This window comes from Mesorhizobium sp. LSHC420B00 (assembly GCF_000503055.1).
Lineage (GTDB): Bacteria > Pseudomonadota > Alphaproteobacteria > Rhizobiales > Rhizobiaceae > Mesorhizobium.
In genome coordinates this window covers 87,382-112,561 of sequence record NZ_AYVY01000017.1, presented here as the reverse complement: position 1 = coordinate 112,561, position 25,180 = coordinate 87,382, and the positions used below count along the sequence as shown (strand labels likewise).

Sequence of the window (25,180 nt, the reverse complement as noted above, 5' to 3'; positions counted from 1 at the left end):
AGCGCTCCGAATCACGCCATTGCGTGGCGATGATTGGCCGAGTAGTGGCCGGTCAGGTGATGCTCGAGCTGGCGCTCGATGTCGGTCAAAAGGCTCGATGCTCCGAAGCGGAACAGCTCCGGCTCCAACCACGGCCGGCCCAGCTCTTCTTTCATCAGCACCAGCCAATCGAGCGAGGCTTTTGCCGTGGAAATGCCACCGGCCGGCTTGAAGCCGATGAGATAGCCGGTTTCCTCGAAATAGGCGCGGATGGCGCGCACCATGGCAAGGCCAACCGGCAGTGTCGCGTTGACGCTTTCCTTGCCGGTCGAGGTCTTGATGAAGTCCGCACCCGCCATCATCGCCACCATCGAGGCGAGCATGACATTGCGCAGCGTGGCGAGGTCGCCTGTGCCGAGGATCACCTTCAGATGCGCCTCGCCGCAGGCGGCCCGCATCGAGACGATCTCGTTATAGAGCTCCTGCCATTTCGCCCCAAAAACCAAGCCGCGCGGGATGACGACGTCGATCTCGTCGGCGCCGTCGCGGACCGATGCTTCGATCTCCTGCAGACGCGTCGAAAGCGGGGCAAGGCCATGCGGGAAAGCCGTGGAAACGGCGGCGACACGGATGCCGCTGCCGCGCAGTGCTTCGACGGCAGTGGCGACGAAGGGATGATAGACGCAGACCGCCGCCGGACGGATGTTTTCACCGGCAATGCCGAGCCCCTCGGCAATGTCGCGGCGGAACGGGTTGACCGCCTTGGCACAGAGCCGGCGCACGCGCTCTTCCGTATCGTTCGAGTTCAGCGTCGTCAGGTCCATGCAGGCGACGGCGCGCAGCAGCCAGGCAGCCTGGTTATCGGCCTTGATCGAGCGTCTTTTGGTCAGGCTGGCGACGCGGCGTTCCAGCGCCGAGCGGTTGACGCTGCGCATCGATTCCATGAAGCCAAGATCGAGCCTCATGCCGGGATTGCGAGCAATAGCATGGGCCTGCGGCATCGGCGCATTGGCGGCGGCGCGCGCCGGCAGCGGCGTGATCTTGGACGTGCCGAGATCGGTTTCGCGGATTGTGCTGCTCATCTCCTGCCCCTTGTTCAGCGACTTATGCCGAAGATAGACCGTGAAGCAGCGCTTCACGAGTCCTTCAGGCGGTCATAGCGGAAAAAGACAGTCAAGGCAGCCGATTTTTGACCGTCCGGTCAAAATCAGGGTCTCAAAGCAGTGGACGCTGAACTGCCGCGTCTCAGCCGACGAAGGCGCGCTCGACTACGAAGCTTGCCGGATGATGCAGCGAGCCTTCCTGGAAGTCGAGGCTTTCGGCCAGTTCCTTCACGTCTTTCAGCATATGCATCGAGCCGCAGATCATGATGCGATCGGTCTCGGGATTGAGCTTGTCGATGCCGAGNATCGAGCCGCAGATCATGATGCGGTCCGTCTCCGGATTGAGCTTCTCGATGCCGAGGTCGGCGTAGAACTTGCCCGAGCCGATCAGCGCGGTGATGCGGCCCATGCGTTCGGACGTCTCACGCGTCGTCGAATTATAGAGCGTGACGCGGCCGCCGGTCAGTTCGCCGATCAGCGGGTCGTTCTCCAGCGCGGCCACCAGTTCCTGGCCGTAGATGAGCTCGGCATTGTCGCGGCAGGTGTGGGTCAGCACGACTTCACCGAACTTCTCATAGGTGTCGGGATCGCGCAGCAGGCTGGCGAAGGGCGCAATGCCGGTGCCGGTCGAGATCATGAACAGGCGCTTGGCCGGCGTCAGCGCGTCGACCACCAGCGTGCCGGTCGACTTCTGCCGCATGATGACGGTATCGCCGATCTGGATCTTCTGCAGCTCCGAGGTAAGCGGGCCGTCCGGCACCTTGATCGAGAAGAATTCCAGCTCGTCGTCCCAGGACGGGCTGGCGATCGAATAGGCGCGGAACACCGGCTTCTCGGCATTGGGCAGGCCGATCATGACGAACTCGCCGGAGCGGAAGCGCAGCGACTGCGGCCGGGTGATGCGGAACGAAAACAGCCGGTCGGTATAGTGCTTCACCGAGACGACGGTTTCGGCATAGACATTGGCCGGTATCGGAAACTGCAGCGGCCGCGCGCCGGCGGTGTTGAACGCGGATGTGGTGTTCATCAAACCTAACCTTCTGGGCCAGCTCAGCGCCCGCGCCAAATCTTCACCTGCGCGCCCGAACCGGTCAGGTTCCTGCGTGCCCTTGCACACTCCGAAGCGGTAAGCTCTTGTGTCCGGAATTTATTAGTATACAAACGATATTTGCGTCAAGACGCCGCCGTAAAACAGCTTTCCAAACTGAGGCATGTAAGCAGTTCGGGCATTTCGGGTTTCGACAATGGAACAGAATTTTTCGGCGCAAGCTCTGGATTCGACGGGCAGCGTCGTCGCCGGTATCGATGTCGGCGGCACCTTTACCGACCTGCTTCTGATCGACGGCCGCGACGGTGGCCGGGTGCATATCGCCAAGACCCCGACCACGGTCGACAACCAGGCTTTCGGCGTCGTTGCAGCTCTTGGTGCCACCGGCTTTCCCGTGGACGGCATCGACCTCATCGTGCACGGCACGACGACCACAACCAACGCGGTGCTGGAGCGCCGGCTGGCCAAAACCGGCATGATCACCACGCGCGGCTTTCGTGACGTCATCGAGCTTGGCCGGCGGACACGGCCGCAAGCCTATGGCATGACAGGCACCTTTGTGCCGATCATTCCGCGCAATCTGCGGCTCGAAGTGTCGGAGCGGGTCGAGGCGTCGGGCGCGGTGCGCATACCGCTCGACGAGGCCGAGATGCGGGCAGCGATTTCACAACTGATCGAAGCCGGCTGCGAATCGCTCGTCATCCATTTCCTGCATTCCTACGCCAACCCGGCGCATGAGCGGCGCGCGGCCGAGATCGGCGCCGAGCTTTGGCCGAACGGCTACATCACGACAGGCCATGCGCTGCTTTCGGAAGCGCGCGAATTCGAGCGCGGCGTTACCGCTTCGGTCAACGCCTCGGTGCAACCGATCCTCGAACGCTACGTCGAACGGCTGCGCAAGGAGCTGGCGTCAAAAGGCTACGCCCGCGACTTCCTGATCATGAACGGCAATGGCGGCATGATATCGGCCCGCTTTGTCACACGTGAATCGGCCAAGACCGTTATGTCCGGCCCCGCCTCCGGCGTCATTGCCGCGGCCTATACCGGCAAGCGCGCCGGCTTCGAAAACCTGGTCACCTACGACATGGGCGGCACCTCGACCGACGTGGCGCTGATCCGCAAGGCCGAACCGGCGGTGTCGAACGAGATCGAGATCGAATATGCGATGCCGATCCACGTGCCGATGGTGGCGGTGCACACGGTCGGCGCCGGCGGCGGCTCGATCGCCCGCGTCGACGCGGCCGGCCTGATCCAGATCGGCCCGGAAAGCGCCGGTGCTAATCCCGGCCCGATCTGCTATGGACGCGGCGGCGTCGAGCCGACCATCACCGACGCCAATCTGGTGCTCGGCCGGCTGGCGCCGAAGAAGCTGCTGGCGGTCGAGAACCCAGTCACCGTCGAGCATGTCACCGGCATATTCGAGGACCGGATCGGCCGACCAACCGGCCTGTCCGGCGTCGAGGCGGCGGGAGCGGTGCTGCGACTGGGCAACATGAAGATGGCCGGCGCCATCCGCATGGTCTCAGTGTCGCGCGGTCACGACCCGCGCGATTTCGCGCTGTTCGCCTTCGGCGGCGCCGGGCCGCTGCATGCGACCGCCCTGGCGCGCGAGCTCGGCCTGCCGCGGGTGCTGGTGCCGGCGCGGCCGGGCATTACCAATGCGCTCGGCTGCGTCGTCGCCGATCTGCGCCATGACTTCGTCAACACGGTCAACCAGCCGGTGGCGGGGCTCGATGAAGCCCAGCTCCACGCTATATTGGAACGGCACCGAAACGAAGGCGAAGAGTTGATCAGCAAGGAAGCGGTGAAGCCGGAGACGATCCGCGTCACGCATTCCGCCGACATGCAGTTCGTCGGCCAGACGCATATTATTAACGTGCCGCTGCCGTCGTTTGCGGTGACGCGCGAGGTCCTGCAGCAACTGTTCGAGAAGGCCTATTTCGCCCGCTTCAAGGTCGAGCTGCCGGAAATCCGCGCCAATCTGGTCAATCTCAACACCTCGGTGACCGGCGTGCGGCCGGCGATCGATCTGTCGCGGCTGATCGATCCGGCTGGCCGCGCCAAAACGCTCGAAGAGGCGCGGCGCGAGATCCGGCCGGTCTGGTATGGCGGGCGCTGGTACGACACGCCGGTCTACAGTAGGGAAAAGTTGCCGCTCGACGCCATCATCGAAGGCCCGGCGATCCTCGAACAGATGGATGCCACAACCGTACTCGAGCCCGGCGACCGGGCGCGCTCGGATGCCGACGGCAACATCATCATCGACATTGGTGAGGCCTGAGATGCAAAAGCTCGACGCCATCACCCTTTCGGTCCTCCAGGCGGCGCTGCAGCAGGTCTGTGACGAGATGGACCTGACGTTTTCGCGCGCCGCTTTCTCGCCCGTCATCGCCGAGGCCAATGACCGCTCCGACGGCATCTATTCGGCAGTCGATGGTTCGCTGATCGCGCAAGGCAGCCAAGGCCTGCCGGTGTTCGTCGGCGTCATGCAGTATTCGACCAAAACGGTGATCGAGATGATCGCCGACGGACGCTGCCTGCCGCCCGAGCCGGGCGATATCTACATCGTCAACGATCCTTATCTCGGCGGCACCCATCTGATGGATGTGCGCTTCGCCATGCCGGTCTATCGCGACGGCAAGATATTCTGCTGGCTGTCGAACACCGGCCATTGGCCCGACATTGGCGGTTCGGTGCCGGGCGGCTTCTCCGCCTCGGCGACTGCGGTGGAGCAGGAAGGCTTGCGGCTGCCGCCGGTGAAATTGTTCAAGAAGGGCGTGCTCGACCCTGAGATCTACGCCATCATCTGCTCGAACATCAGGGTTGCCGACCAGCGCATCGGCGACATCCGCGCGCAAGCGGCAGCACTGCTGATCGGCCAGGACCGGCTCAACGGCATTTCGGATCGTTACGGAGACGAAACAGTCGTCGAAGCAATCGCCGAATTGCGCCGCCGGGCCGCTGAACAGATGCGTGCCAACATCGCGGCAATTCCCGATGGCATCTACCGGTCGCAGGCCTTCGTCGATTCCGATGGGGTGGTGAACGAGCCGCTGACCATTGCGCTTGCCGTCGAGAAAAAAGGCGACACGCTCCGCTTCGACTTCTCAGGCTCGTCAAAACCCTGCGCCGGGCCGATGAACAGCGTGCTGGCGACGACCTTGTCCTCGGTCTACCTCGCCATGCGCCACATTTTCCCCGACGTGCCGATCAGCGCCGGCGCCTTCGAGCCGCTCATCGTCAAGCGGCCAGAAGGCACCTTCCTCGATGCCAAATATCCGCGGCCGGTATCGGGCTGCGCGGCCGAGGTTTCGCAGCGCATCGCCGAGGCGGTGTTCGCGGCCATGGTGCAGGCGCTGCCGGACAGGGTGACTGCGGCTCCCGCCGGCTCCAGCGGCAATTTCGCGCTCGGCGGCAACGATCCGCTCCGTGGCCGCGACTACGTCATGTACCAGATATCCGGCGGCGGCTATGGCGGCAATGCCGATCATGATGGCCTGACCAATGGCTGCTCGACCATCGGCATTTCCAAATCGCCGCCGGTCGAGATCATGGAACAGGCTTTCCCTGTGCTCTATCGCCACTATGCCTTGCGCGAAGGCTCGGGTGGCGCCGGCAAGCATCGCGGCGGTTTTGGCCTCGCCTATGAGGTCGAGATCCTGCGTGGCGACGCCCGCGCCTCCTTCGTCATGGACCATGGCCGTTTCGGCCCGCAAGGCGCGCTCGGCGGCAAGGACGGCGCGGTCAACACGGTGACCGTGTTCCGCGACGGTGAGGCCCATGTGCCGCCGCACCTCTCCAAGGAACAGGACATCGCGCTGAAGGCCGGCGACCGCGTGCGAGTTGGCACGCCGGGCGGCGGCGGCTACGGCAATCCCTGGCAGCGTGATCCGGAATTGGTCGCTCGGGATATCGCCCTAGGCTATTACACACCCGCAGAAGCCGGCGAAAAGTTCGGCGTCGCGCTGTCGGCGAACGGGTTGGCGATTGACCGGGCAGCGACCGAAAAGAAGCGCGCCGGCTGACGATGCTGGCCAGCATCTCCGCTGTGCCACGCTCAGTTCCGATGATCCAGCCTCGCGACCAGCCGGTCGCCGGCCCACTGGATGCCGCAGACCAGGACGATCAGGACGATGACCACGGCGATCATGACTGACGTTTCGAAGCGCTGGTAACCGTATCGGATGGCGAGGTCGCCCAGCCCGCCGGCGCCGATGGCGCCGGCCATGGCCGAGGCGCCGATAAGCGTCACCAGCGTCACCGTGAAGCCGGCGACGATGCCGGGCAGCGCTTCCGGCACCAGCACCTCGCGGATGATCGTCCAGCGGTTGCCGCCCATGGCGCGCGCCGCTTCGATCAGCCCGTGGTCGACCTCGCGCAGCGACACTTCGGCGATCCGGGCATAGTAGGGCGTGGCCGCGATCGACAGCGGCACGATGGCGGCCCATGTGCCGATCGAGGTGCCGACGATCAGCCGCGTCACCGGGATCAGCGCAACCAGCAGGATGATGAAAGGCACCGAGCGGAAACCGTTGATGACCGCGCCGAGCGCACGGTTCACCCACAGGTTTTCGGCGATGCCGCCGCGGTCGGTGGCGACCAGCGCCAGGCCGAGCGGCAGCCCGAAAACCAGCGAGATGAGGCCGGAGGCGGCCGTCATCAGGATCGTTTCCCAGATGGATCGAAGCAGGAGTTCAAACAGAATTGGCGACATGGCCAAGCACCTCCACCCGCGCATTGCGGGCTTTCAAGAACGCGATCACCTGTGCCAGGTGAGCTTCATTGCTACCGGCGACCGCGACGAACAGCGTCCCGACAGGCTGCTGCTGGACGTGATCGATGCCTCCATGAACGAGGCGGAACGAGCCGGGAACTGCCGAGGCAAGATCGGACAAAAGCGGGCTTCGCGCGGCCTCACCCGCCACGTCGATCCTGAGGATCGCCTCCACGCCGGCGTTCTGCGTTAGCCGGCTTGCGATCTCCGCCGGCAATTGCGGCCTGATGCCGCCGAGCAGGCTTTGTGTGATCGCCGACTTCGGATCGGCAAACACCGACCACACCGGCCCTTGCTCGACGATTCGTCCGGCGTCGATCACCGCGACCCGGTCGGCGATCGAACGGATCACCTCCATCTCATGGGTGATGAGCAGGATGGTCAGGCCGAGCTGCCGGTTGATGTCTCTGAGCAAGGCAAGGATGGAGCGCGTCGTCTCCGGGTCCAACGCCGAGGTCGCTTCGTCCGACAGCAGCAGCGCTGGGCGCGCCGCAAGCGCCCGGGCAATGCCGACGCGCTGTTTCTGTCCGCCCGACAGCGACGCCGGATAGGCTTTCGCCTTCTCCGACAGGCCGACGAGCTCGAGCAGCTCGGCAGCGCGCGCCAGGCGTTCGGCCCTGGGCCGGCCTTCGATCTTGAGCGGCAGCGCTACATTGTCTTCGACCGTCTTGGCGGACAGCAGGTTGAAATGCTGGAAAATCATGCCGATACGCCGGCGCAGCGGCTGCAATTCGCGCTCGCCGAGCCGGCTGATGTCGCGGCCTTCGATGAAGACCTGTCCTGTATCCGGCCGCTCCAGGCCGTTTAGGCAGCGTATCAGCGTCGACTTGCCGGCGCCGCTCCGGCCGATGATTCCGAGGATCTCGCCCTGGCGCACGCTGAGCGATACGCCGTCCAGCGCCGCTGTTGCGCCGAAGCGGCGCTTCAGCTCGATGAGGCGTACGACATCGTGCGGTCCCGCGGAACGGCTGCCGACGGGATGCATGACTTCGGTGACCGGGGCGAAATGCTGGTTCATGAAAGTTCCTGTATTGGTGTCCCGCAAAACGCGATCGCGGTCCGCGTTGGAGCGCGGACCGCTTTATCATGCCGGGCTTCAGCGCCAAGTCGAGCTCGGTATCAATAGGCGCTGATGCCGGTTCCCTTGTAGACCCGGTCGAATTCGGCCTTCACCTTTTCGTTCTGGTAGGAGGCGACCAATGTCTTTACCCAGGGCTGGTTTTCATTGCCGGCCTTGACCGCGATGAAGTTGCGGTAGGGATTGTCGGCCACCGCCTCCTGGGCGATGCGGTTCTCCGATGTGAGGCCGCTTTTAAGCGCCCAATCCGTGTTGACCACGGCCCCGTCGAGATCTTCCACCGAGCGCCCGACAATGCCAGCGTCGAGCTCCTTGACGACCAATTTCTTCGGGTTTTCGGCAATGTCGGTCGTCGTAGCCAGAATGCCGGTTCCTTCCCTGAGCTTGATCAGACCTTCGCTCTGCAGGACACGCAGCGCGCGCCCTTCATTGGACGGATCGTTCGGCACGCCGACGACGGCGCCTTCGGGCAAGTCGCCAATCTTCGCGTACTTCTTGGAATAGAGGCCGATCGGCCAGACCCCGGTATAGCCGACCGGGACGATGTGATAGCCCTGCGTCTTGATCTGGTTGTCGAGATAGGGCTTGTGCTGGAAGGCGTTGGCGTCGATTTCGCCACGCTCGAGTGCTTCATTCGGCTGGGTGTAGTCGTTGAACACCACGGTCTCGATCGTCAGCCCCCTCTCCGCCGCCTGGGCGGTCACGACCCGCCACACATCCTCGTCCTCGCCGCTCATGATGCCGACCTTGACCGCCGTCTTGTCTTCGGCGAACGACGGCGCAGCAAGGCCGACAATCGCAACCGCCGACGCGAAAAGTACAGCCAGACCGGCGCGCCGGTTTATAGTTGCTGAGAAGAATGGAAGCAAAGTGTTGATAGTCCCAGGCATGGTCAATCCCATCGGTTTTGAAATCATTGCGGCCAAGCGGAATGCGAAGCCTTGCGGGCATCATCGGAAATGCTGATCGCCAGATCAAAGAACGGTATTTCCCGCCAAATGAGGAGCCTGGAATATTCTGTCAAAGTTTCTGGCCTAGCGAGCACAGGACGCTGCCGCCTAGCGCGCTGACTCCGCTATGAGGCCCGCCGTGCGTCGGAACGGCGGGCCTTTCTGCGTCCGAATGCCCAGGCACGGGCACCAGTTTGGGATGTCGACAATGCAGGACGCGCCGCATGTCCCTTCAAAAAACGACGCGCATTGCTCACTGGATGACCTTCACGATCCTGCGTGTGCCCGGATCGACCAGGACGGTCTGGTTGTCGACGACGACATAGCGGTATTTGACGTCGGGAACCTCATGAAGCTCGACGGTATCGGGCACGGTCGAGCCGACATTGAGCTCCACGCCGGGAAGCTGGACGGACGCCAGAGGCTGCTTTTTCACATACTCGCGTACGATCGTCTCCTGCTGCGGTTCGATGACCACGTCCTGAGCGGCAGCGGCGCCAATACCCGCAAGCAGCAAGAACCCAGCCGCGGCTGCCGAAAGATGCATGCTCATGATTGTCTCCTTTCGTGGTGGGCCACCTCTGCGCTGCGCCGCGTCATGCTGTTCGCAGCGGGGTCGCTATAGGCGGGTAACGTCATCAGGTGGAGCTTGTTCCGCCGCTCGGATCGCTTGCCGTTTCGCTCCATTGGTTTGGAACAAAATTTTTTAGCCGCAGTTTTACGCGGTGAAGGGACGCATTTTCCAAGGAGATCTCTCATGAAAGGCGTTCTGATCACCAGCTTGCTAGCAATCAGCGTCAGCTGCGGNGCCGGCGCTGCCAATTGCCAGAATGGCGCCAAGATGGACGAGCAGGCTCAGGGCAAGGCCGGCGCTGCGACTGATCAACAGGCGCAGGGCAAACCGAAGCTGAAGACCGACGAGCAAGCCCAAGGCAAGGCCGGCGCCACGACCGACCAGCAGGCCACGGGCAACACCAAGATGAAGACCGAGGAACAGGCCCAAGGCAAAACCGGAACCACCACTACCGAGCAGGCCCAAGGCAACACGAAAATGAAGACCGAGGAGCAGGCTCAGGGCAAGACTNCCGGAACCACCACTACCGAGCAGGCCCAAGGCAACACGAAAATGAAGACCGAGGAGCAGGCTCAGGGCAAGACTGGGACCACGACCACCGAGCAGACTCAGGGCAATGCTTCTACGCAGACGCAGGACCAGAGTTCGACCGCTTCCATCAGCAATGTGACCGTTGAACAGAAAACCCAGATCACTCAGGTCATCAAGGAGACCAACGTCCAACCCGTTTCCAGCGTCGATTTCGACATCTCTGTCGGCATCGAGGTTCCGCGGAAGAAGGTCCGGCTGCATCGTCTGCCGGCGCGCATCGTCAAGATCGTTCCGGCTTACGAAGGCTATGAGTATTTCGTGCTCGCCGATGGTCGGATCGTCATCGTCGACCCGAATACCTACAAGATCGTGATTATCCTGACCTAGTCGCGGCCAGACGGTTTGATTGAACCAAAGCGTCCGTCGCGCAGGTCGCGTGGCGGCCCTTTCCGCATCTCCTCGCTGCGCGTCTGCTGCAAATCGCAGATCACGGTCCGTCCTCGGGGCGAGGAGTGAGCACGGTGTGATCGATGGTGTCGGGCAGGCATGGACTGGGCACGCAGCTTGTTCGGACTGACGCGGTGGTCATGCCCTCGATATCCGTAACTAGCACCATTCTCGCGTAGTGCCGCGGCCACAGCGGCTCTCCAAACAGGACGAAGACGCCGCCAATCATCAAGGCCAGCAACATGAGTGCCGTAACATTTGCAAATATCTCGCCGTAGCGCATGAAGGCAGCCTGTCCCGTTCGGAAAGCGATTTCAGCCTGTGACAGCGGCGACCAGGATGGCGCCGAAACCCAGCGCTAATGCCCTTGGCGCCTCGCGAATGCCGCCTTCCATTGGATACTCCCCGGAATAAGCCAAGTGAATAACGGCACTCTCGGTGCTTTGTTCCGGGCCGGACGACAGCCGCTTCATTCATGCCGGGGCGTTTCCGTTGGCAAGACCGCAGGCGGTCTTCGCCCTCATTGATGCGCAGCAGCGAGATCCTTCACGTGACGTTCGTGCATTTGCAGCACCGGCAGCGTCTTCTTGGCAAACTCCTTCATCGCCGGATCGTCGCCGGAATTTGAGTAAGCGGAAAACAGCGCCACCGCTTCCTTATGCGCCTGGGTCTGCATGTCGATATATTTCGATTGGAAGCTGTCCCCGCTGGCCTCCTTGAGTTGGTCGAGCAACGCCTGGTGCTTGGTGTCCAGCGGCGGGCCGGCCGGCGTGGTGGCCGAAGTTGTCTGACCTTTGCTGAGCGCCGCCTTGAAGTCCTCGCCGGCCTTGGTGTGGTCCGTGACCATTTGCGCCGCGAAGGCCTTCACATCGTCGGCCGTCGCCTGCTTCTGTGCAAGTCGGCTCGACTCGATTTCAAATGTATTGGCGATGGGCACCGTCTTCACGAACGTCGCCGTGTCAACCTTGCTCATGGTGTCGGTCGTCAGAGGTGTCAGCGTCGCCGATTGGGCAAAAGCAGCCAAAGGCGCGCCGGCCATCAGCGCTGCCGCAGTGATGGATAGAAGTGTTTTCATGGAAGTTCTCCGAGGCTGATGTCATCCCTCCGATGGCTCAACGCGGAAGCTGCGGCGAGGTTGCCTGGTCGCGGCGGCCAGAGCCGCTGCGACGCCAAACAATGGTTTGGAAAGGCAAAACAAAGGACGCCGGCCGCGTCGCGCAAAGTGCAACGCAAGCCGCGAGATCGTACGGAATCGTACAAGCTCTTTCGCTTTGCCGCAGTCTTGCTATCGTTGGCTGGGAGAGATGGGTGGAGGCTTCCGTGGGGCAGATCAGGTCGCCGCTAGGAATCGGTATTGATACCGACGCTGCCGTTCACACCATCATGGCCGACTACCATTCCGGCGACATTCTCTCGACCACCGTCGTCATAGCCGATTTGCGCAGACGCTTTCCTTGGTGCCGGCAAACCGACGAGGAGCTGGTTGGCTTCATCGTTCGGGCGCTGGACGGTCGGGAGATCGCCGTCAGCTTCGACCACCGCGGCCGTTAGGCGGCTGATTCATGGCAAACTGACGAGGCTGCGGAGCGCACGCTCCGCAGCCTCGTCAGGCTATGATCACAGGGCGTTTACTTGCCGCAGTGGTTATCGTTCACCGTCGGCGCCATCGTTCCCGGAGCCTTGCCGGTCGCATCGGGCAGAGCCCCCTGCGGGCCCGGCGGGCAATTCCGGTCGGCATTCGAATTCGTCGTTGAGAAATCGCGAATGCTGTTGGTGATGGTCGAATCCGTGCCGGTGTCAGGGCCGCCATTATCCGGGACTACGACCGTCCGCCCGCTGCCGTCGGCAGCGGCTCCGGAGGGGTCGCCGACGTTCTGGGCCATCGCTGACGTGGCCAGACCGATCGTAAGCGCCGAAGCTGCGAGAATTTTCGTGAGCATGATGCTTCTCCTTTTTACGAGGGTCGTCGCGTTGCGACTACGAAAACAACCGTTCGGGCGGGCGAAGGTTCCGACAAATTTCCTATGAATTCAGCATGTTCTCAGGTGTTCAAGGTGGCCGGCGCGCCATTGCACAGCCCGGCGTTTTCCTCGCTGCATGAGCGTGCGCCTTGCTGTCCCGCCGGAACAGGAATGCTCCTTGCGAGTTCATACCTTTGTACAATGCGAACGCGCTGATGCGAATGGCGGCAGCGCAAACAAGGAGAGCAGACATCATGGGCCTTGGAACCATTCTCATCATCATCTTGGTCCTTGCCTTGCTTGGCGGCTTCAGCGGCTTGGGCGGCGGACCGTTCTACGGCACCGGCTATTACGGTGGCGGTGGCCTCGGCCTGGTGCTGCTCATCGTCATCATCTTGGTCGTGCTTGGGCGCATTTAGCGTCACGCTCACGACAAAACGCCTGCCGCCGGGTAATAAGCGGCGGGCGTTTTGTCGTGAATAGACGAAAAGTCTCTAGGACTCTGGCTAAAAAGGCCGACCTGGCGTCGGACCCTTCGACACCGAGGACCCCGCCATAGCAGCAGCTTTAGTGTTGGCGATCGGCGGCCAGTGCTTCCTTTAGATCGGCGCTTAGCACGCCCTCGTTGAACAGCGACATGATACGGGCGGCCAACCGCTCGCGGACCGGACTGTCGTCCGCAACACCCAACTCGCGGCAGCAGTCGTCGAGCGCTTTTCTCAGCACGCTCAGTTCGGCTGGAGTTGCTGCACCATGCATCGACATGCCATCCTCCCTGAAAAGGGCGAAAGCGCGAAGCGTCTTTCAAGCATCCACTCGCCATGCCTGTGTGGATGACTCAAATTCAATTAGCGCCGCTTGCCTCCAAACTCAATGTACGGAAATTACCGAGCGGACAGATCGGGAACGACTGCCTTTCACCTGCATTATTGTAGTGATCCAAGCCACCCTCATTTGGATCACTGGGCGTAGCCCACGACGCCCGAATGGAGCCCGTTGCATCCCTCGCGACGGGCTCTTTCGCGCCCGACATTTTTGATTTATCGATTTCGTACCAAGCACCTTTGGTACGTTTTCAACTCTAACTTTCAGTCAGATGTTTTCGTAGGCAAGCGGCAGGAGAAACTGCCGTGCATCGAATTCATTTATTTAGTAGGCTCCATACCTTTCAGCGCTTATATAAGCCGTATCGTCAGCAGGTTATACCGGGCGCGGACGGCTGGGAGATCAAAAAGCTCTTGCCCTGTTTTGGGCCCAGCTATGTCTGATCCAGCTATTTCCAATCAAAATCTATTCAAAAACAAGCTGTTGCGCCGGATGAGCGCCGGCGATTTTGCATTTCTCGAGCCGCACATCGAGCGCTGTTCGCTGGAGTTGCGGCAATCGCTCGAAGTATCCGGATCACCGATCGAGGCCATCTATTTCGTCGAGGACGGCATTGGTTCAGTGGTTGCGAAAATGCCGAATGGCAGCGATGCGGAAGTTGGCCTCATTGGCTTGGAAGGTATGACCGGCTCGGCCTTGGTGATGGGCGACGACCGCATGGTCCATGATTGCTATGTGCAACTGGCGGGAGAAGCCGCCAGGATAGATGCCGAGCCATTCAAGGCAGCGCTGACGCAAAGCCCGACATTGCGGCTGTTTTTGTTGCGCTACGTGCAGTGTCTGCATATCCAGACCGGCTACACCGCGCTGGTCAACGCGCGATCGAAGCTTGAAGACCGGCTGGCGCGCTGGCTGCTCATGTGTGACGATCGGGTGGCCGGCGACCGGCTGACGATCACCCACGAATTCCTGTCGATCATGCTCGGCGTAAGACGTCCGGGCGTCACGGTCGCGCTCCAGCTGCTTGAGGGCCGAGGGCTCATCCGGTCCCGCCGCGGCGAAATCATTATCCGCGACCGCGATGGTCTCGTTTCGCTAGCGGATGGCGGCTACGGCCTGGCCGAGGCCGAATATATCCGCCTGGTCGGACATACCGGCGAGCGCTGAGTGCTTTTCTCGCCTGTTGCTACCGCAGGTCGAGGCCCCTTGCGATACGACACAAGTGCCGTCGGAAAAATTTTCAAAGCTCCTGAACCGTCAGGGAACTTGTTTCCCATCGGAGGGTTATCGGACGCCTCTACTTTGCGAGGCTGCCACCAACTCCCGGGAGACGACCATGCCGACTACGAAAAAGGCCGCGAAGGCGGCAAGCAAGGGCCTCGAGGACCTGTTCCTCGACGGGCTCAAAGACCTCTACTACGCCGAGAAGAAGATACTGAAAGCGTTGCCCAAAATGGCCAAGGGCGCGGAGTCGGAAGAAGTGACTGCCGCCTTCGAGAAACACCACATGGAAACCGAAGGACATGTCGATCGCCTGGAGGAGGTGTTCGAGAAATTCGGCAAGCCGGCCCGCGGCAAGACCTGTCCAGCGATTGACGGCATCATCGAAGAGGGCTCGGAAGTGCTCGAGGAGTATAACGGTGCTCCTGCGCTCGACGCCGGGCTTGTCGGCGCGGCGCAGGCCGTCGAGCATTACGAGATCGCTCGTTACGGCACTTTGATCGCATGGGCGGAAGAACTCGGCAAGAGCGACGTTGTCGAACTGCTCAGGGCAACACTCAAGGAAGAGGTCGCGACCGACGAAGCGCTTTCCAAGCTCGGCGAAAGCGGTGTCAACGAACGCGCAATGCAAGAAGCCGCTTGATTTTCAGACTGCATCCCGAGCCTCGGCAATGGATTGCCGAGGCTCGGCTAGTGCGGCGAACCAGTGAATTCTGCATCGGTTCCGTCGTAGGCGGCAGAACGGAACACCAAGAGCGCCTTGAAGCGTTGCCTCCGGCGGGACTTACTCCATCTGCTCGAACGTACATTGCCGGGGCTCCTTGTCCGGCCGCCAGCGCAACAGCTTGGTTCCGTGCCGGAACCGGTCGCCTGTCACATGGTCGAAACGAACCTCGACCACCAGTTCAGGCTTTATCGGTTCCCATTGTGCGCTGCGCTCCGTGCTCCAGCGGCTTGGCCCGCCCGGCGCCTCGCCGGTGAAACCCGGTTTGGCCCGCAGTTTTTCCAGCCGTCTGGTCAGCGCCGCCCTGTCGTCCTTGCCGATGGTCGAGGTGAATCCGACATGGTCCAACCTGCCTTCGTTATTGTAGAGGCCAAGCAGCAGGGATCCGACTTCGTTGCTGCCGGCGAGATAGCGAAAGCCGCCGACCACGCAATCCGCAGTGCGCAGCCGCTTGACCTTGACCATGGCGCGCTCGCCGGGCTGGTATGGCTCGGCGATCAGTTTTGCAACAACACCGTCGGTCGAGCCATGGCCGGCGCCTTGCAGCCAGCGCTCGGCGGTAGCGGCATCGTGCGTGCATTTGGACAGGCGCAGTTCGCGCCGTCCCGCCGACGCGACAAAGGCCTCGATCGCCCGTCTCCTGTCGGTGAGGGGTTGTTCGATGATAATCTTGCCGCCGGGTTCGGCCAGCATATCGAACAGGACCAGCATGGCAGGCGTCTCCAGGCTCAACTTGCGGATCCTGCTTTCGGCTGGATGAAGGCGCATTTGCAGGGCCTCGAACGAGGACGATCCGTCGACCTCGATGACGATCTCGCCGTCGGCAACAAACCGTCGCGACCTCACATCGCGCAGCACCGCGATCAGTTCGGGAAAATAGCGGCCAAGCGGCTTGCCCGATTTTGCACGCAGATCGACGGCATCGTCACCCTTGAACACGAGGCACCGAAACCCGTCCCATTTCGGTTCGTACTGCCAAAGCCCGTCGCCGCCAGGAATTGCGTCGGCGGCTTTGGCTTCCATCGGACGAAGGTCGAGCGGCAACGGAAATGCGGTCATGGCTGGTCCGCGCCGCCGCTGAGGCATTCGCTACCGCCGTCGGCCATTCCCCTGGGCCCTGCTTTGCCGCCTCGCCACCTTGCGGCCGGTCTGGTCGGGCGCAGGCGACAGCGGATCGACTTCGTCGGACCCGCCGATCTCCTTGGTAATGCGATAGGCCAGATAAGCGACGGCTCCGGCAACCAGCAAGCGGACCATGTTTGAAAATCCTTCGTTGGCGTGAACCCACCAACCCCGGGCCGAAGGTTTTGTTCCGTCGCTGCCCATAGCCGAGGTGAATCGTCGGCTGCGCAACCAAAACCTAAGCGCATCGTTTGTTGCTTATCGACGAAAAGAATTTGCGATGAAGACGCTGTTACCCTTGTTCGCTTTGACCCTGGCGCCAATCCAGGCCAGCAGCGCTTGGCCTGACGGGTGACCGCGATGCTCCTCGTTGTTCCGGTTTGGCAAGACATCGCGGCACGGCTGCTTCTGACCGCGCTCGCAGGCCTTTTGATAGGCCTCAACAGGGAGGCGCGCGGGCACGCGGCGGGGCTACGCACCACCGTGCTGGTGGGATTGGCCGCCGCCATCACAATGATCCAGGCCAGTATTCTGCTGGAGACCGTTGGCAAGCACCCGGATTCGTTTGCATCGATGGACGTCCTGCGCTTTCCGCTGGGCGTGTTGACCGGCGTCGGCTTTATCGGCGGTGGCGCCATTCTTCGCCGCGGCAATCTTGTCAGCGGGGTCACCACAGCGGCCACGTTGTGGGTGATGACGGCGATCGGATTGGCTTTCGGTGGTGGCCAATACGGCTTGGGCGCGGCCGGCACGGCGCTGACGCTGGCCACTTTGCTGGTCCTGAAATGGGTGGACCTTCGAATGTCGCGCGAACACCATGCCCAGTTGGCACTGACGTGGAAGGCCGCGGCTCGACAGGAGCTCGATGCGCTCATCGGGCCGCTTGGCTACCAGGCACGCCTCGTCGCAATAGAGAGGCGCCCAGATCTCAAGGACCCTGTGTTCTCGTTCGAGATCAGTTGGAGGCGGCCCGACACTGGCGCACCGCCAATGGATCTGCTGGCATCGGTGGGCGAGCATTGCGAGATCCAGAAGTTTGATCTCCTCAGCGAGCCTGCCCGGTAGAGCGGTTCATCGTTTCACGGAAACGCCGAACCGCTCTATCGCTTTGTTTCTGCGCAATTCCGGACGGAAAACCGTTTCACACTTTTCCTGGAAGTGCTCTAGCGGCTCGCAACGATCGCGGCCTGAATCAGGCCATCGCTTCTTCGCGGCACTTTCGATACCTATCTGTCGAGGCAGGACTCAAGGAGCAAGCAAAAGAGCGTGGCACAGCGATCGGGAAGTGCTGACCTTCCACTTCACGGCGGGCGCGTGCCGAAATGGCTCGGCGACCGCATGACGCGGCTTGGCGCGGTCATGTGCGAGGCGATCATCCACCATTACGGCCGATGAATTGCTGCGCCGGCTGGCGCATCCGTTCTGGTTCCAGTCTTTTGGCGCCGTGATGGGGATGGACTGGCACTCCTCCGGCATCACCACCAGCGTCGTCGGTGCCTTGAAGCGCGGCCTGTCGCCGCTTTCCAGCGAGCTCGGCATTCACGTTTGCGGCGGCCGCGGCGCGCATTCGCGCAAGACCCCGCACGAGCTTGCCCTGATCGGCGAGCGTGTCGGCCTCGACGGGCAGGGCCTGGCGACTGCCAGCCGGCTTGTCGCCAAGGTGGACAGCGCCGCGGTCCAGGACGGTTTCGATCTCTATCTGCACGGCTTCATCGTCACCGATGACGGCAGTGGGTGGTGGTGCAGCAAGGCATGAACGGCGACAGCAAGGTGGCGCGCCGCTATCACTGGCTGTCGGAGGGCCTGAAGAGCTTTGTCGACCAGCCGCATGCCGCCATCGAAGGCGCCAACCAGGGCGAGATCGTCAACCTGACCGACCGCCGCGCCGAAGCGTCGCGCCAGGGACAACTGGACCTTCTGCACGATCTTGGACCGGATCGCATCGTGAGGGAGCTTGCCGCTTTGGAGCGGGGTTCGGCGCCAGTGCCGGAGCCGGCACAGAAGCTGCTGCCGCATCTGGTGATGCCGGGGCACCACGATGTACGCGAAAGCGATGTCGTCATGCGCCGCCTGCACGGCAACATCGCGGCGGCGGCCGAGCGCGGCCCGACGGATTTCGCCGGCCTTCTCCTGGTGCCCAACGTCGGCGCGCGCACGGTGCGGGCGCTGGCGCTGGTCGCCGAAGTCGTGCATGGCGCGCCATGCCGTTTTTCCGATCCAGGACGTTTCTCGCTGGCGCATGGCGGCAAGGACAGGCATCCGTTCCCTGTGCCGCTGAAGGTCTATGACGAGACGATCGGCGTGCTGAAGTCGGCTGTCCAGAAGGGCAGGCTCGGCCGTGAGGAAGAGATCGGCGCCTTGCGGCGGCTGGACGACCAGTCGCGGCAAGTCGAGCGCTATGCCACCGGGCCGAGCCTGAAGGAAATCGTCGCCGGGGAGTTCGAGCAATCGCATCTGCTCGGCGGCCGCAGCGTCTTCGGTTGGGAAGTCGCCCCCGAAACGACCGCAGTTAAATCAACGAAGTGATCGGCTCGGATCAAGCCTCCAGGTCGATCAACGCGACACCGAGCTCGGGACGGTGCCTGCGGCGGAGATGACCAGGCGTTTCCACCAGCGTGACCTCGAGCGTCGGGCGAACGATGGCGTCCAGCAGATGGCCGCCCCTTGTGCTGCCGTCGCTCAATCCGAGCACGGCATGGACGTGCAGGCTGGGCTTGCCGTCGTCGCCGATGGCAACATCGCCAATCGCGCTCAGCACCTCGCACTGTTCCCGGATGGGAATTTTCCGGTAGGTCCTTTCCCTAGGGTCGAACCAGCCGACAGTTGCCCTTTCGAAAGCGCCGAGCGCGGTCAGCGACGCGCTGCCAACGCCGTGGTCGGCCGCAAACGAGGTCAGCTGCGCAAACGCCTCTTCGCCGGGATCAAGCACAACGACGAACGTTCTTTGGCCGGCGCTTTCGGCAACAATCTGTGACTTCATGATCTCGCTCCAGACGCCATTTCGGTTCTGTCCGATCGGGGTTGAACGGCAAGCCGGCTCGAGAGTTCCCCGGCACGGTTCGGATGAACATAGGATCACAGCCACGTGAGGCGGAGGAACCTTGCCTTGCGTGACTGGTTCGGCCGGCTTGAGACCCAGCCAGCCGGGAGCCAGCCATGTCCGAAACCCCTCTTGCCAGCCTGAGCCGACGCAGTTTCATGACCGGATCCGTTTCGGCGGCTGCGGCAGGGCCGCTCATGGCCACGTCGGCAAAAGCTGCCGCCCCGCAACCTGCCGCTTCGGCCGAGCCGCGCGATCTGTCGGCGATTTCACTGCGCATCAACAAGCAGCCCTACAATCTCGCCCTCGACAATCGCACCAGCCTGCTCGACGCGCTGCGCGACCATGTCGGCCTGACGGGTACCAAGAAAGGCTGCGACCATGGCCAGTGCGGAGCCTGCACCGTTCTTGTCGACGGCAAGCGGGTACTGTCGTGCCTGAGCTTTGCCGTGATGAACAAGGGCCATGAGATCACCACGGTGGAAGGGCTCGCTTCCGCCGACGGCAATTTGCATCCGATGCAGCAGGCCTTCATCGACAATGACGCCTTCCAATGCGGGTACTGCACGCCCGGCCAGATCATGTCCGCCATTGGCTGCATCAACGAAGGCCATGCCGGCTCCGAGGGCGATATCCGCGAGTATATGAGCGGTAATCTCTGCCGCTGTGCTGCCTACCCCAACATAGTCGCGGCCATCATGCAGGCCCAGGACGAAACAAGGAAAGCCTGAGATGCGTCCCTTCGTTTACGAGAGACCGGCCAGCGTGTCCGCGGCGGCCGCCATTGCTTCCCGTTTTGCCGCAGAGGGTGTTCCGCCTACCGAGGCCGCCGCGCAATTCATCGCCGGCGGCACCAATCTGGCCGACTACATGAGGCTTGGCGTGGCCCAGCCGGCACGGCTGGTCGATCTCAATGGTCTCGGTGACAGGGCCCTGCGACAGATCGAGGTCGGCGACGACAGCATCCGCTTCGGCGCGCTGGTCCGCATGGGCGAGGCGGCTGACACAGGCGAGATCAAGCGCCGTTGCCCGATGCTTGCCGAAAGCCTGAAGTTCGCCGCCAGCGGCCAGATCCGCAACATGGCGAGCCTGGCCGGCAATGTGCTGCAGCGGACGCGGTGCGAGTATTTTCGCGAGACCTCCTGGCCATGCAACAAGCGCGAGCCGGGCTCCGGCTGCGCGGCCATGGAAGGGTTCAACCGGCAACATGCGGTCCTTGGCACCAGCAACGCCTGCATCGCCACCTATCACGGCGATTTCGCCCAGGCGCTGATCGCGCTCGGCGCGACGGTCGAGGTCGAGGCAAGGCGCGGTATGCGCAAGATAGCGTTTTCGAGGCTACATCGCCTGCCGCGAGATACGCCCAACGTTGAAACCGAACTGGCCCCTGACGAGGTGATCACGGCCATCGAGGTGCCGCTTGGCGCCTGGAGCCGCCGCTCACGCTACGTGAAGATCCGCGACCGCGAGTCCTATGCGTTCGCGCTGGCCTCGGCGGCCGTGGCTCTGGACATGGACGGCGACACCGTCAGCCAGGCGCGCATCGCGCTTGGCGGCGTGGCAACCGTGCCATGGCGGGCCAGGGCGGCCGAGGAAGCACTCAGCGGCAAGGCACTCGACGATGAGGCGGCCGAAGCTGCCGCCGAAGCCGCGTTCGCCGAGGCGAAACCGCGCGAACACAATGCGTTCAAGATACCGCTCGGCAAGCGCACGCTTGTGCGGGCCCTGCTCGAAACGCGCGACATGAAGGTCTGACCCATGAACCAAGCTGCTCCCGCGCCGAAAGAGAATATGGGAAATCCCGTTCCGCGCATCGATGCCCGCCTGAAGGTCACCGGACAGGCCGGCTATTCGGCCGATCTTCCAACCGCCAATATGGCCTATGGCGCACTTGCTACCAGCAGCATCGCCAAGGGCAGCATCACCGCCGTCCGGCTCGAAAAGGCGCGTAAGGTGCCCGGCGTTCTCGATATCGTCAGCGTCGGCGACATGGACGGCATCGACAAGCCGAAATTCGGCAACACCGGTGCAAGTTCGATCGCGCCGCTGCATGACAAGGCCATTTTCCACGACGGCCAGATCATCGCGCTGGTGGTGGCCGAAACATTCGAGGCGGCCGAGGAAGCCGCGGCGCTGATCCGCGCCGACTACGCCGAAGAGACGCCCAGCGCCGGCTTCGATTCCAGGGGAACGGAGATGGAGCCGGCCGCCGGCAAGAGTCCGTTGTTCAAGGAGGACGTCAAAGCCGGCGACTTCGATGCTGCCTATGCCGCAGCCGCAGTGAAGATCGACGAGAAATATTCGACGCCGACCCAGCACCACAACCCGATCGAGCTGTTCTCGACGACGGCGGTCTGGCAGGGCGATCAGCTCACGGTCTATGAACCGAGCCAGAACGTCACCGGCTGGAAGGCCGAGCTCGCCCGGCAGTTGAAGATCGATCCGGCCAATGTGCGGATCGTCAGTCCCTATGTCGGCGGCGCCTTCGGCTCCAAGGGGCCGATGACGGCCCGCACGGCGATCGTTGCCGTTGCGGCCCGCAGCGTCGGCCGGCCGGTGCGCTGCGTCGTCAGCCGCATTCAGGCGTACGGCACGCAGACCTACAGGGCGGAGACCCGGCACCGCATCCGCATCGGCGCAAACCAGGACGGCCGCATCACCGCCTTTGCACACGAAGGCTGGGAAGTCACGTCGCGGCCCGATCCCTATGTCGTCGGTGGCACTTCGGCCACCGGACGCATGTACGATTACGGCTCGGTGCTGACCCACGTCTCGCTGGTGCATGCCGACCGCAATACGCCTGGCTACATGCGTTCGCCGCCGGAGACGCCCTATGTCTATGCGCTGGAAAATGCCATGGACGAGATGGCGGTGGCGCTCGGCATGGACCCGGTCGAGTTCCGCCGCGTCAACGAGCCGCAGAAGGAGCCGATCGGCGGCAAGCCCTTCTCCAGCCGCTCGCTCGTGAAATGCTACGACCAGGCCGCCGAGGCCTTCGGCTGGTCCAAGCGCGAGGCCGCGGTTGGCTCGATGCGTGACGGCGACTGGCTGGTCGGCATGGGCTGCGCCACCGCAATCTATCCGACGGCGGCTGCGCCATGCGCCGCCCGCGTCCGCCTGACCACTGACGGCGAGGTTCGCGTCCAATGCGGCTCGCATGAGATCGGCACCGGCGTGCGCACGGTGGCAGCGCAGATGGCAGCCGAACGGCTCGGGATAGAAATGGACAAGGTCAGCGTCGAAATGGGCGACAGCGCCTTGCCGCCGGCACCGGTGTCCGGCGGGTCGATTTCGACGGCAAGCGTGTGCTCGGCGGTGCTGAAGGCCTGCGATGCCGTCCGCGCAAAGCTTTTCGCCGCGGCCGTCGCCGAAGCCGGGCCGCTGGCCGGGTCCGGCAACGCCAAGCTTGAAATGAGCCAAGAGAAAATCGTCGCGGACAACGGCAAATCGGCCAAGCTGTCGGATGTTTTCAAGACGATGCAGATCGGTGCGATCGAGGAATATGCCGAATTCGCGCCAAAGGGATCGTCACCGGAGGCGCTGAAGAAGCTCTATGCCGGGCAATCGGAGTTCCACGGCGGCGACCAGGACAAGGATTCGGTGAAATACGCCTTTGGCGCGGAATTCGTCGAGGTGCGCATCAACAGCCATACGCGCGAGATCCGCGTCCCGCGCATCGTCGGCGCCTTTGCCGCCGGGCGCATCATGAACACCCGCACCGCTCGCAGCCAGCTGATGGGCGGCATGATCTGGGGCATCGGCCAAGCCTTGCACGAGGCGACGGAAATCGACAAGCGTCATGCGCGCTACGTCAATCGCGACCTGCAGGACTATCTCGTGCCGGTCAACGCCGACGTGAAGCAGCTGGAAGTGATACTGGTTCCGGAGATTGACCACGAGGTGAACCCGGCCGGCGTCAAGGGTTTGGGCGAACTCGGCAATGTCGGGACCGCCGCGGCGGTCGCGAGCGCGGTCTACCACGCCACCGGCAAGCGCATTCGCGACCTGCCGATCAGGATCGATCACCTGATCGTCTGACCTCTCCAACTCAGCCCGGCTTCGGACCGGCTAGGCGCAGTTTGCATCTATTCCTTCGGCGCGGTGGCGGGCGCGGTATAGCGGCGGCGCACTGCGTCCAGGACGTGGTTGCGGCTCTCCTGCGCCGAAAGTGTGTCGTCTTTCTCCGCTTCGGCGGTTTCGCGCGCCAGCTCCTTATCCCTGATCTGGTGGCGAAACCATTTGGAATAGTCGCCGGCGCGCAAATGATGTTCCCAGGTCTTATCGTCAATGCCCTCGGCGATCTGGGCGAAAATCATCAGATTATGGGCGCGCAGGTTCATCGCATGGTCGGGGCCGCGGAAATAGAAGCTGCCCTTCTCGTCGAGCTGACCCTCGGCATATTTGCGGCTATGGCGCTTGAGCGACTGCCGCGGCTCGATCGGCTCGACCATGGCAGGTTTCTTGTGCGCCTGCGGCCGCCAGAACAGCACGTGCTCGTCTTTTGGAGAGCTCAGATCCTTGTCCTTTGGCGGTTCGGTGCCGGTCTCGCGACAGAACGTCTTGACGACCTTTTTCGCCTTGGGGCCGAGTGCGATGACGGCGGTGACCAGCCGCAATGCTTCGGTTGAGATCGCATCCGGATGAACGGTGATCAGGATCGTGCCCGGCAATTCCATCGCCAGAACCATTGGCGTGTCGTCGCGCCGCTTCGGCAAGAGGTGATGCGCCTCATCGATGATCAGCCAGTGTGGTCGCGCGGTGCGGAAGCGAACACCGCCTAGGCCCGGCAGCAGGTCGGCAAAGAAGTCCGGCCGCTCGTTGACGCGCAGCGCCAGGCCGTTGACGACCAGATTGTTGTCCGGCTTCTCCAGGAGATCGAGCAACTGCGTCTTCGTCGGCGCGTTCGAGCCGTCGCCCAGCCGGACGGCGCCCTCGAGGCCATCGTAGTCGCCTTCCGGATCGAAGATGCAGAACTGGAACTTTCTCTCGACAAAACGCTCCGTCAATGCGGTCGCCAAGGTCGATTTGCCGATGCCCGAGCTGCCGGCGATCAGCACCGTATCGGTTGGCGACAGATACACCTCCTTGCCATCGTCCGAGCCAAGCAGAATGCCATCGCGGCTTGGCACAAGCTCGCGATCGCGCTCGACCACCTTGGCGATCAGTTCCTCGACGCCTTTTCCGCGCGCGCCTCGTGTCACGAGATCCGCCGTATCCTTGACTGCCGGCAGTGCGTTGTCGACGGCGACGCTGAAGCCGCAGGCGCGCAGGAAGGCGTGGTCGTTTTCGGCGTCGCCGACACCGACGACGTTGTGCGGCGACAATCTGAGGTCCTGAAGCGCGGCTGTCAGCCCGGTCGCCTTGTTGATGCCGCTGGGCAGGATCATCACCGCGCCCTTGTTGAAGATGATTTCCAGCTCCAGCCCCAATTTCTTGATGACCTCGAGCGCGGTAACCTGATGCGGTTCCCAGGTGGCGACGATCGAGCGTCCGACCGAAAGCGGTTTGACACCGTGTTTCCTGAGTTTGGCGATGAACTCGGGGGCGGGCGGCGGAGATATCGTCCGCTCCTCCTCGCTGGCCGGTGTGTAGATCAGCGCCCCGTTTTCCGCGACCACCTTGTCGAAGATCGCGACTTCGGGAAAGACGCGTTTCAGGTCGGGCAGCTCGCGCCCGGTGACGAGAATGAGCTTGCGGCCGCTCTTCTTGAAGCGTTGAAGCGCCGCAAGGGTCTTTTCCGCGACAATCCCTTCATGCGCCAGCGTGCCGTCGTAGTCCGTGGCCAAGGCTATGAAATACATGT

Annotated in this window: 25 protein-coding genes and 1 pseudogene; 12 read left to right on the top strand and 14 right to left on the bottom strand. The window is 62.8% G+C overall.

Annotated features, from left to right (window positions below; all coding sequences use genetic code 11):
* Positions 1 to 11: 11 nt before the first annotated feature.
* Positions 12 to 1,061, bottom strand: a complete 1,050-nt coding sequence (gene deoC, locus X760_RS61435; RefSeq protein WP_031194457.1) for a deoxyribose-phosphate aldolase — start codon at positions 1,059 to 1,061, stop codon at positions 12 to 14.
* A 163-nt stretch (positions 1,062 to 1,224) separates the two neighbouring features.
* Positions 1,225 to 2,109, bottom strand: a complete 885-nt coding sequence (locus tag X760_RS61430; protein ID WP_023720561.1) for a ferredoxin--NADP reductase — start codon at positions 2,107 to 2,109, stop codon at positions 1,225 to 1,227.
* Between the two features lie 217 nt (positions 2,110 to 2,326).
* On the opposite strand from X760_RS61430, the gene X760_RS61425 reads away from it, so the two are divergent.
* Both X760_RS61425 and X760_RS61420 read left to right on the top strand, forming a co-directional pair.
* The gene (locus tag X760_RS61425) at positions 2,327 to 4,411 is read left to right on the top strand and encodes a hydantoinase/oxoprolinase family protein (protein ID WP_023720560.1); all 2,085 of its coding nucleotides are present in this window, start codon (positions 2,327 to 2,329) and stop codon (positions 4,409 to 4,411) included.
* Between the two features lies 1 nt (position 4,412).
* Complete coding sequence (locus X760_RS61420) at positions 4,413 to 6,155, top strand: hydantoinase B/oxoprolinase family protein (protein WP_023720559.1); 1,743 nt, start codon at positions 4,413 to 4,415, stop codon at positions 6,153 to 6,155.
* A gap of 32 nt (positions 6,156 to 6,187) precedes the next feature.
* Here the strand turns inward: X760_RS61420 and X760_RS61415 are convergent, their stop codons facing one another.
* The 4 genes from X760_RS61415 to X760_RS61400 all read right to left on the bottom strand — a co-directional run bounded on the left by X760_RS61415 (position 6,188) and on the right by X760_RS61400 (position 9,485).
* A complete protein-coding gene (locus tag X760_RS61415; RefSeq protein WP_023720558.1) occupies positions 6,188 to 6,844 on the bottom strand; it encodes a methionine ABC transporter permease in 657 nt (218 codons plus the stop codon).
* Entirely contained in the window at positions 6,825 to 7,889 is a 1,065-nt protein-coding gene (locus X760_RS61410; protein WP_156948146.1) for a methionine ABC transporter ATP-binding protein, read from the bottom strand. The genes X760_RS61415 and X760_RS61410 overlap by 20 nt, the downstream gene beginning before the upstream one ends.
* Before the next feature lie 134 nt (positions 7,890 to 8,023).
* Entirely contained in the window at positions 8,024 to 8,872 is an 849-nt protein-coding gene (locus X760_RS61405; protein ID WP_023720556.1) for a MetQ/NlpA family lipoprotein, read from the bottom strand.
* A 313-nt stretch (positions 8,873 to 9,185) separates the two neighbouring features.
* Positions 9,186 to 9,485 (bottom strand): DUF1236 domain-containing protein, encoded by a 300-nt coding sequence (locus X760_RS61400; RefSeq protein WP_023720555.1) that lies wholly within the window; start codon positions 9,483 to 9,485, stop codon positions 9,186 to 9,188.
* Between the two features lie 96 nt (positions 9,486 to 9,581).
* Between X760_RS61400 and X760_RS61395 the strand changes: the two genes are divergently transcribed.
* Entirely contained in the window at positions 9,582 to 10,424 is an 843-nt protein-coding gene (locus X760_RS61395) for a DUF1236 domain-containing protein (protein ID WP_348633242.1), read from the top strand.
* Positions 10,425 to 10,524: 100 nt separating this feature from the next.
* Here X760_RS61395 and X760_RS61390 read toward each other — a convergent pair whose 3' ends face one another.
* Together X760_RS61390 and X760_RS61385 are read right to left on the bottom strand one after the other, a co-directional pair.
* Complete coding sequence (locus X760_RS61390; RefSeq protein WP_023720552.1) at positions 10,525 to 10,767, bottom strand: hypothetical protein; 243 nt, start codon at positions 10,765 to 10,767, stop codon at positions 10,525 to 10,527.
* Between the two features lie 237 nt (positions 10,768 to 11,004).
* Entirely contained in the window at positions 11,005 to 11,523 is a 519-nt protein-coding gene (locus X760_RS61385; RefSeq protein WP_245278645.1) for a DUF4142 domain-containing protein, read from the bottom strand.
* Between the two features lie 281 nt (positions 11,524 to 11,804).
* Here X760_RS61385 and X760_RS61380 point away from each other — a divergent pair, with 281 nt between their 5' ends.
* Entirely contained in the window at positions 11,805 to 12,035 is a 231-nt protein-coding gene (locus tag X760_RS61380; protein WP_156948137.1) for a hypothetical protein, read from the top strand.
* Between the two features lie 77 nt (positions 12,036 to 12,112).
* Here X760_RS61380 and X760_RS61375 read toward each other — a convergent pair whose 3' ends face one another.
* Complete coding sequence (locus X760_RS61375; protein ID WP_023720549.1) at positions 12,113 to 12,424, bottom strand: hypothetical protein; 312 nt, start codon at positions 12,422 to 12,424, stop codon at positions 12,113 to 12,115.
* A gap of 275 nt (positions 12,425 to 12,699) precedes the next feature.
* Here X760_RS61375 and X760_RS75030 point away from each other — a divergent pair, with 275 nt between their 5' ends.
* Positions 12,700 to 12,864 carry a DUF3309 family protein gene (locus X760_RS75030; protein ID WP_023720548.1) on the top strand — a complete coding sequence of 55 codons (165 nt, stop codon included), beginning with the start codon at positions 12,700 to 12,702 and terminating at the stop codon, positions 12,862 to 12,864.
* 148 nt (positions 12,865 to 13,012) lie between these two features.
* Here X760_RS75030 and X760_RS61370 read toward each other — a convergent pair whose 3' ends face one another.
* Positions 13,013 to 13,210 carry a hypothetical protein gene (locus X760_RS61370; RefSeq protein WP_023720547.1) on the bottom strand — a complete coding sequence of 66 codons (198 nt, stop codon included), beginning with the start codon at positions 13,208 to 13,210 and terminating at the stop codon, positions 13,013 to 13,015.
* A 495-nt stretch (positions 13,211 to 13,705) separates the two neighbouring features.
* Here X760_RS61370 and X760_RS61365 point away from each other — a divergent pair, with 495 nt between their 5' ends.
* Together X760_RS61365 and X760_RS61360 are read left to right on the top strand one after the other, a co-directional pair.
* Positions 13,706 to 14,437 carry a Crp/Fnr family transcriptional regulator gene (locus X760_RS61365; RefSeq protein WP_023720546.1) on the top strand — a complete coding sequence of 244 codons (732 nt, stop codon included), beginning with the start codon at positions 13,706 to 13,708 and terminating at the stop codon, positions 14,435 to 14,437.
* A gap of 169 nt (positions 14,438 to 14,606) precedes the next feature.
* Positions 14,607 to 15,134, top strand: a complete 528-nt coding sequence (locus tag X760_RS61360) for a ferritin-like domain-containing protein (RefSeq protein ID WP_023720545.1) — start codon at positions 14,607 to 14,609, stop codon at positions 15,132 to 15,134.
* Positions 15,135 to 15,275: 141 nt separating this feature from the next.
* Here X760_RS61360 and X760_RS61355 read toward each other — a convergent pair whose 3' ends face one another.
* Positions 15,276 to 16,274 carry an ATP-dependent DNA ligase gene (locus X760_RS61355; protein ID WP_023720544.1) on the bottom strand — a complete coding sequence of 333 codons (999 nt, stop codon included), beginning with the start codon at positions 16,272 to 16,274 and terminating at the stop codon, positions 15,276 to 15,278.
* A gap of 30 nt (positions 16,275 to 16,304) precedes the next feature.
* Complete coding sequence (locus tag X760_RS77290) at positions 16,305 to 16,472, bottom strand: hypothetical protein (protein WP_023720543.1); 168 nt, start codon at positions 16,470 to 16,472, stop codon at positions 16,305 to 16,307.
* 225 nt (positions 16,473 to 16,697) lie between these two features.
* On the opposite strand from X760_RS77290, the gene X760_RS61350 reads away from it, so the two are divergent.
* Positions 16,698 to 17,402, top strand: coding sequence for an MgtC/SapB family protein (locus X760_RS61350; RefSeq protein ID WP_031194456.1), 705 nt, complete (start codon positions 16,698 to 16,700; stop codon positions 17,400 to 17,402).
* A 201-nt stretch (positions 17,403 to 17,603) separates the two neighbouring features.
* A pseudogene (locus X760_RS61345) lies at positions 17,604 to 18,863 on the top strand (DUF763 domain-containing protein).
* Between the two features lie 10 nt (positions 18,864 to 18,873).
* On the opposite strand, the gene X760_RS61340 reads toward X760_RS61345, so the two are convergent.
* The gene (locus X760_RS61340) at positions 18,874 to 19,317 is read right to left on the bottom strand and encodes a PPC domain-containing DNA-binding protein (RefSeq protein ID WP_023720542.1); all 444 of its coding nucleotides are present in this window, start codon (positions 19,315 to 19,317) and stop codon (positions 18,874 to 18,876) included.
* Between the two features lie 176 nt (positions 19,318 to 19,493).
* Here X760_RS61340 and X760_RS61335 point away from each other — a divergent pair, with 176 nt between their 5' ends.
* From X760_RS61335 to X760_RS61325, 3 genes are read left to right on the top strand one after another with little or no spacing between them, the layout of a single operon-like run.
* Positions 19,494 to 20,108: a (2Fe-2S)-binding protein gene (locus X760_RS61335; RefSeq protein ID WP_023720541.1), complete on the top strand. Its 615-nt coding sequence runs from the start codon at positions 19,494 to 19,496 to the stop codon at positions 20,106 to 20,108.
* A 1-nt stretch (position 20,109) separates the two neighbouring features.
* Positions 20,110 to 21,132, top strand: coding sequence for a xanthine dehydrogenase family protein subunit M (locus tag X760_RS61330; protein ID WP_023720540.1), 1,023 nt, complete (start codon positions 20,110 to 20,112; stop codon positions 21,130 to 21,132).
* A 3-nt stretch (positions 21,133 to 21,135) separates the two neighbouring features.
* Entirely contained in the window at positions 21,136 to 23,415 is a 2,280-nt protein-coding gene (locus tag X760_RS61325) for a xanthine dehydrogenase family protein molybdopterin-binding subunit (protein WP_023720539.1), read from the top strand.
* Between the two features lie 47 nt (positions 23,416 to 23,462).
* On the opposite strand, the gene X760_RS61320 is transcribed toward X760_RS61325, so the two are convergent.
* Entirely contained in the window at positions 23,463 to 25,178 is a 1,716-nt protein-coding gene (locus X760_RS61320) for an HAD family hydrolase (RefSeq protein ID WP_023720538.1), read from the bottom strand.
* Positions 25,179 to 25,180: the final 2 nt, after the last annotated feature.

Excerpts from the sequence above, each read along its gene's own strand:
- X760_RS61400 (WP_023720555.1), bottom strand. The coding sequence starts at position 9,485 with ATGAGCATGCATCTTTCGGCAGCCGCGGCTGGGTTCTTGCTGCTTGCG.
- X760_RS61370 (WP_023720547.1), bottom strand. The coding sequence starts at position 13,210 with ATGTCGATGCATGGTGCAGCAACTCCAGCCGAACTGAGCGTGCTGAGA.
- X760_RS75030 (WP_023720548.1), top strand. The coding sequence starts at position 12,700 with ATGGGCCTTGGAACCATTCTCATCATCATCTTGGTCCTTGCCTTGCTT.
- X760_RS61340 (WP_023720542.1), bottom strand. The coding sequence starts at position 19,317 with ATGAAGTCACAGATTGTTGCCGAAAGCGCCGGCCAAAGAACGTTCGTC.
- X760_RS61385 (WP_245278645.1), bottom strand. The coding sequence starts at position 11,523 with ATGGCCGGCGCGCCTTTGGCTGCTTTTGCCCAATCGGCGACGCTGACA.
- X760_RS61420 (WP_023720559.1), top strand. The coding sequence starts at position 4,413 with ATGCAAAAGCTCGACGCCATCACCCTTTCGGTCCTCCAGGCGGCGCTG.
- X760_RS61325 (WP_023720539.1), top strand. The coding sequence starts at position 21,136 with ATGAACCAAGCTGCTCCCGCGCCGAAAGAGAATATGGGAAATCCCGTT.
- X760_RS61330 (WP_023720540.1), top strand. The coding sequence starts at position 20,110 with ATGCGTCCCTTCGTTTACGAGAGACCGGCCAGCGTGTCCGCGGCGGCC.
- X760_RS61350 (WP_031194456.1), top strand. The coding sequence starts at position 16,698 with ATGCTCCTCGTTGTTCCGGTTTGGCAAGACATCGCGGCACGGCTGCTT.
- X760_RS61365 (WP_023720546.1), top strand. The coding sequence starts at position 13,706 with ATGTCTGATCCAGCTATTTCCAATCAAAATCTATTCAAAAACAAGCTG.
- deoC (WP_031194457.1), bottom strand. The coding sequence starts at position 1,061 with ATGAGCAGCACAATCCGCGAAACCGATCTCGGCACGTCCAAGATCACG.
- X760_RS61410 (WP_156948146.1), bottom strand. The coding sequence starts at position 7,889 with ATGCATCCCGTCGGCAGCCGTTCCGCGGGACCGCACGATGTCGTACGC.
- X760_RS61415 (WP_023720558.1), bottom strand. The coding sequence starts at position 6,844 with ATGTCGCCAATTCTGTTTGAACTCCTGCTTCGATCCATCTGGGAAACG.
- X760_RS77290 (WP_023720543.1), bottom strand. The coding sequence starts at position 16,472 with ATGGTCCGCTTGCTGGTTGCCGGAGCCGTCGCTTATCTGGCCTATCGC.
- X760_RS61335 (WP_023720541.1), top strand. The coding sequence starts at position 19,494 with ATGTCCGAAACCCCTCTTGCCAGCCTGAGCCGACGCAGTTTCATGACC.
- X760_RS61425 (WP_023720560.1), top strand. The coding sequence starts at position 2,327 with ATGGAACAGAATTTTTCGGCGCAAGCTCTGGATTCGACGGGCAGCGTC.
- X760_RS61360 (WP_023720545.1), top strand. The coding sequence starts at position 14,607 with ATGCCGACTACGAAAAAGGCCGCGAAGGCGGCAAGCAAGGGCCTCGAG.
- X760_RS61390 (WP_023720552.1), bottom strand. The coding sequence starts at position 10,767 with ATGCGCTACGGCGAGATATTTGCAAATGTTACGGCACTCATGTTGCTG.
- X760_RS61375 (WP_023720549.1), bottom strand. The coding sequence starts at position 12,424 with ATGCTCACGAAAATTCTCGCAGCTTCGGCGCTTACGATCGGTCTGGCC.
- X760_RS61320 (WP_023720538.1), bottom strand. The coding sequence starts at position 25,178 with ATGTATTTCATAGCCTTGGCCACGGACTACGACGGCACGCTGGCGCAT.
- X760_RS61355 (WP_023720544.1), bottom strand. The coding sequence starts at position 16,274 with ATGACCGCATTTCCGTTGCCGCTCGACCTTCGTCCGATGGAAGCCAAA.
- X760_RS61405 (WP_023720556.1), bottom strand. The coding sequence starts at position 8,872 with ATGCCTGGGACTATCAACACTTTGCTTCCATTCTTCTCAGCAACTATA.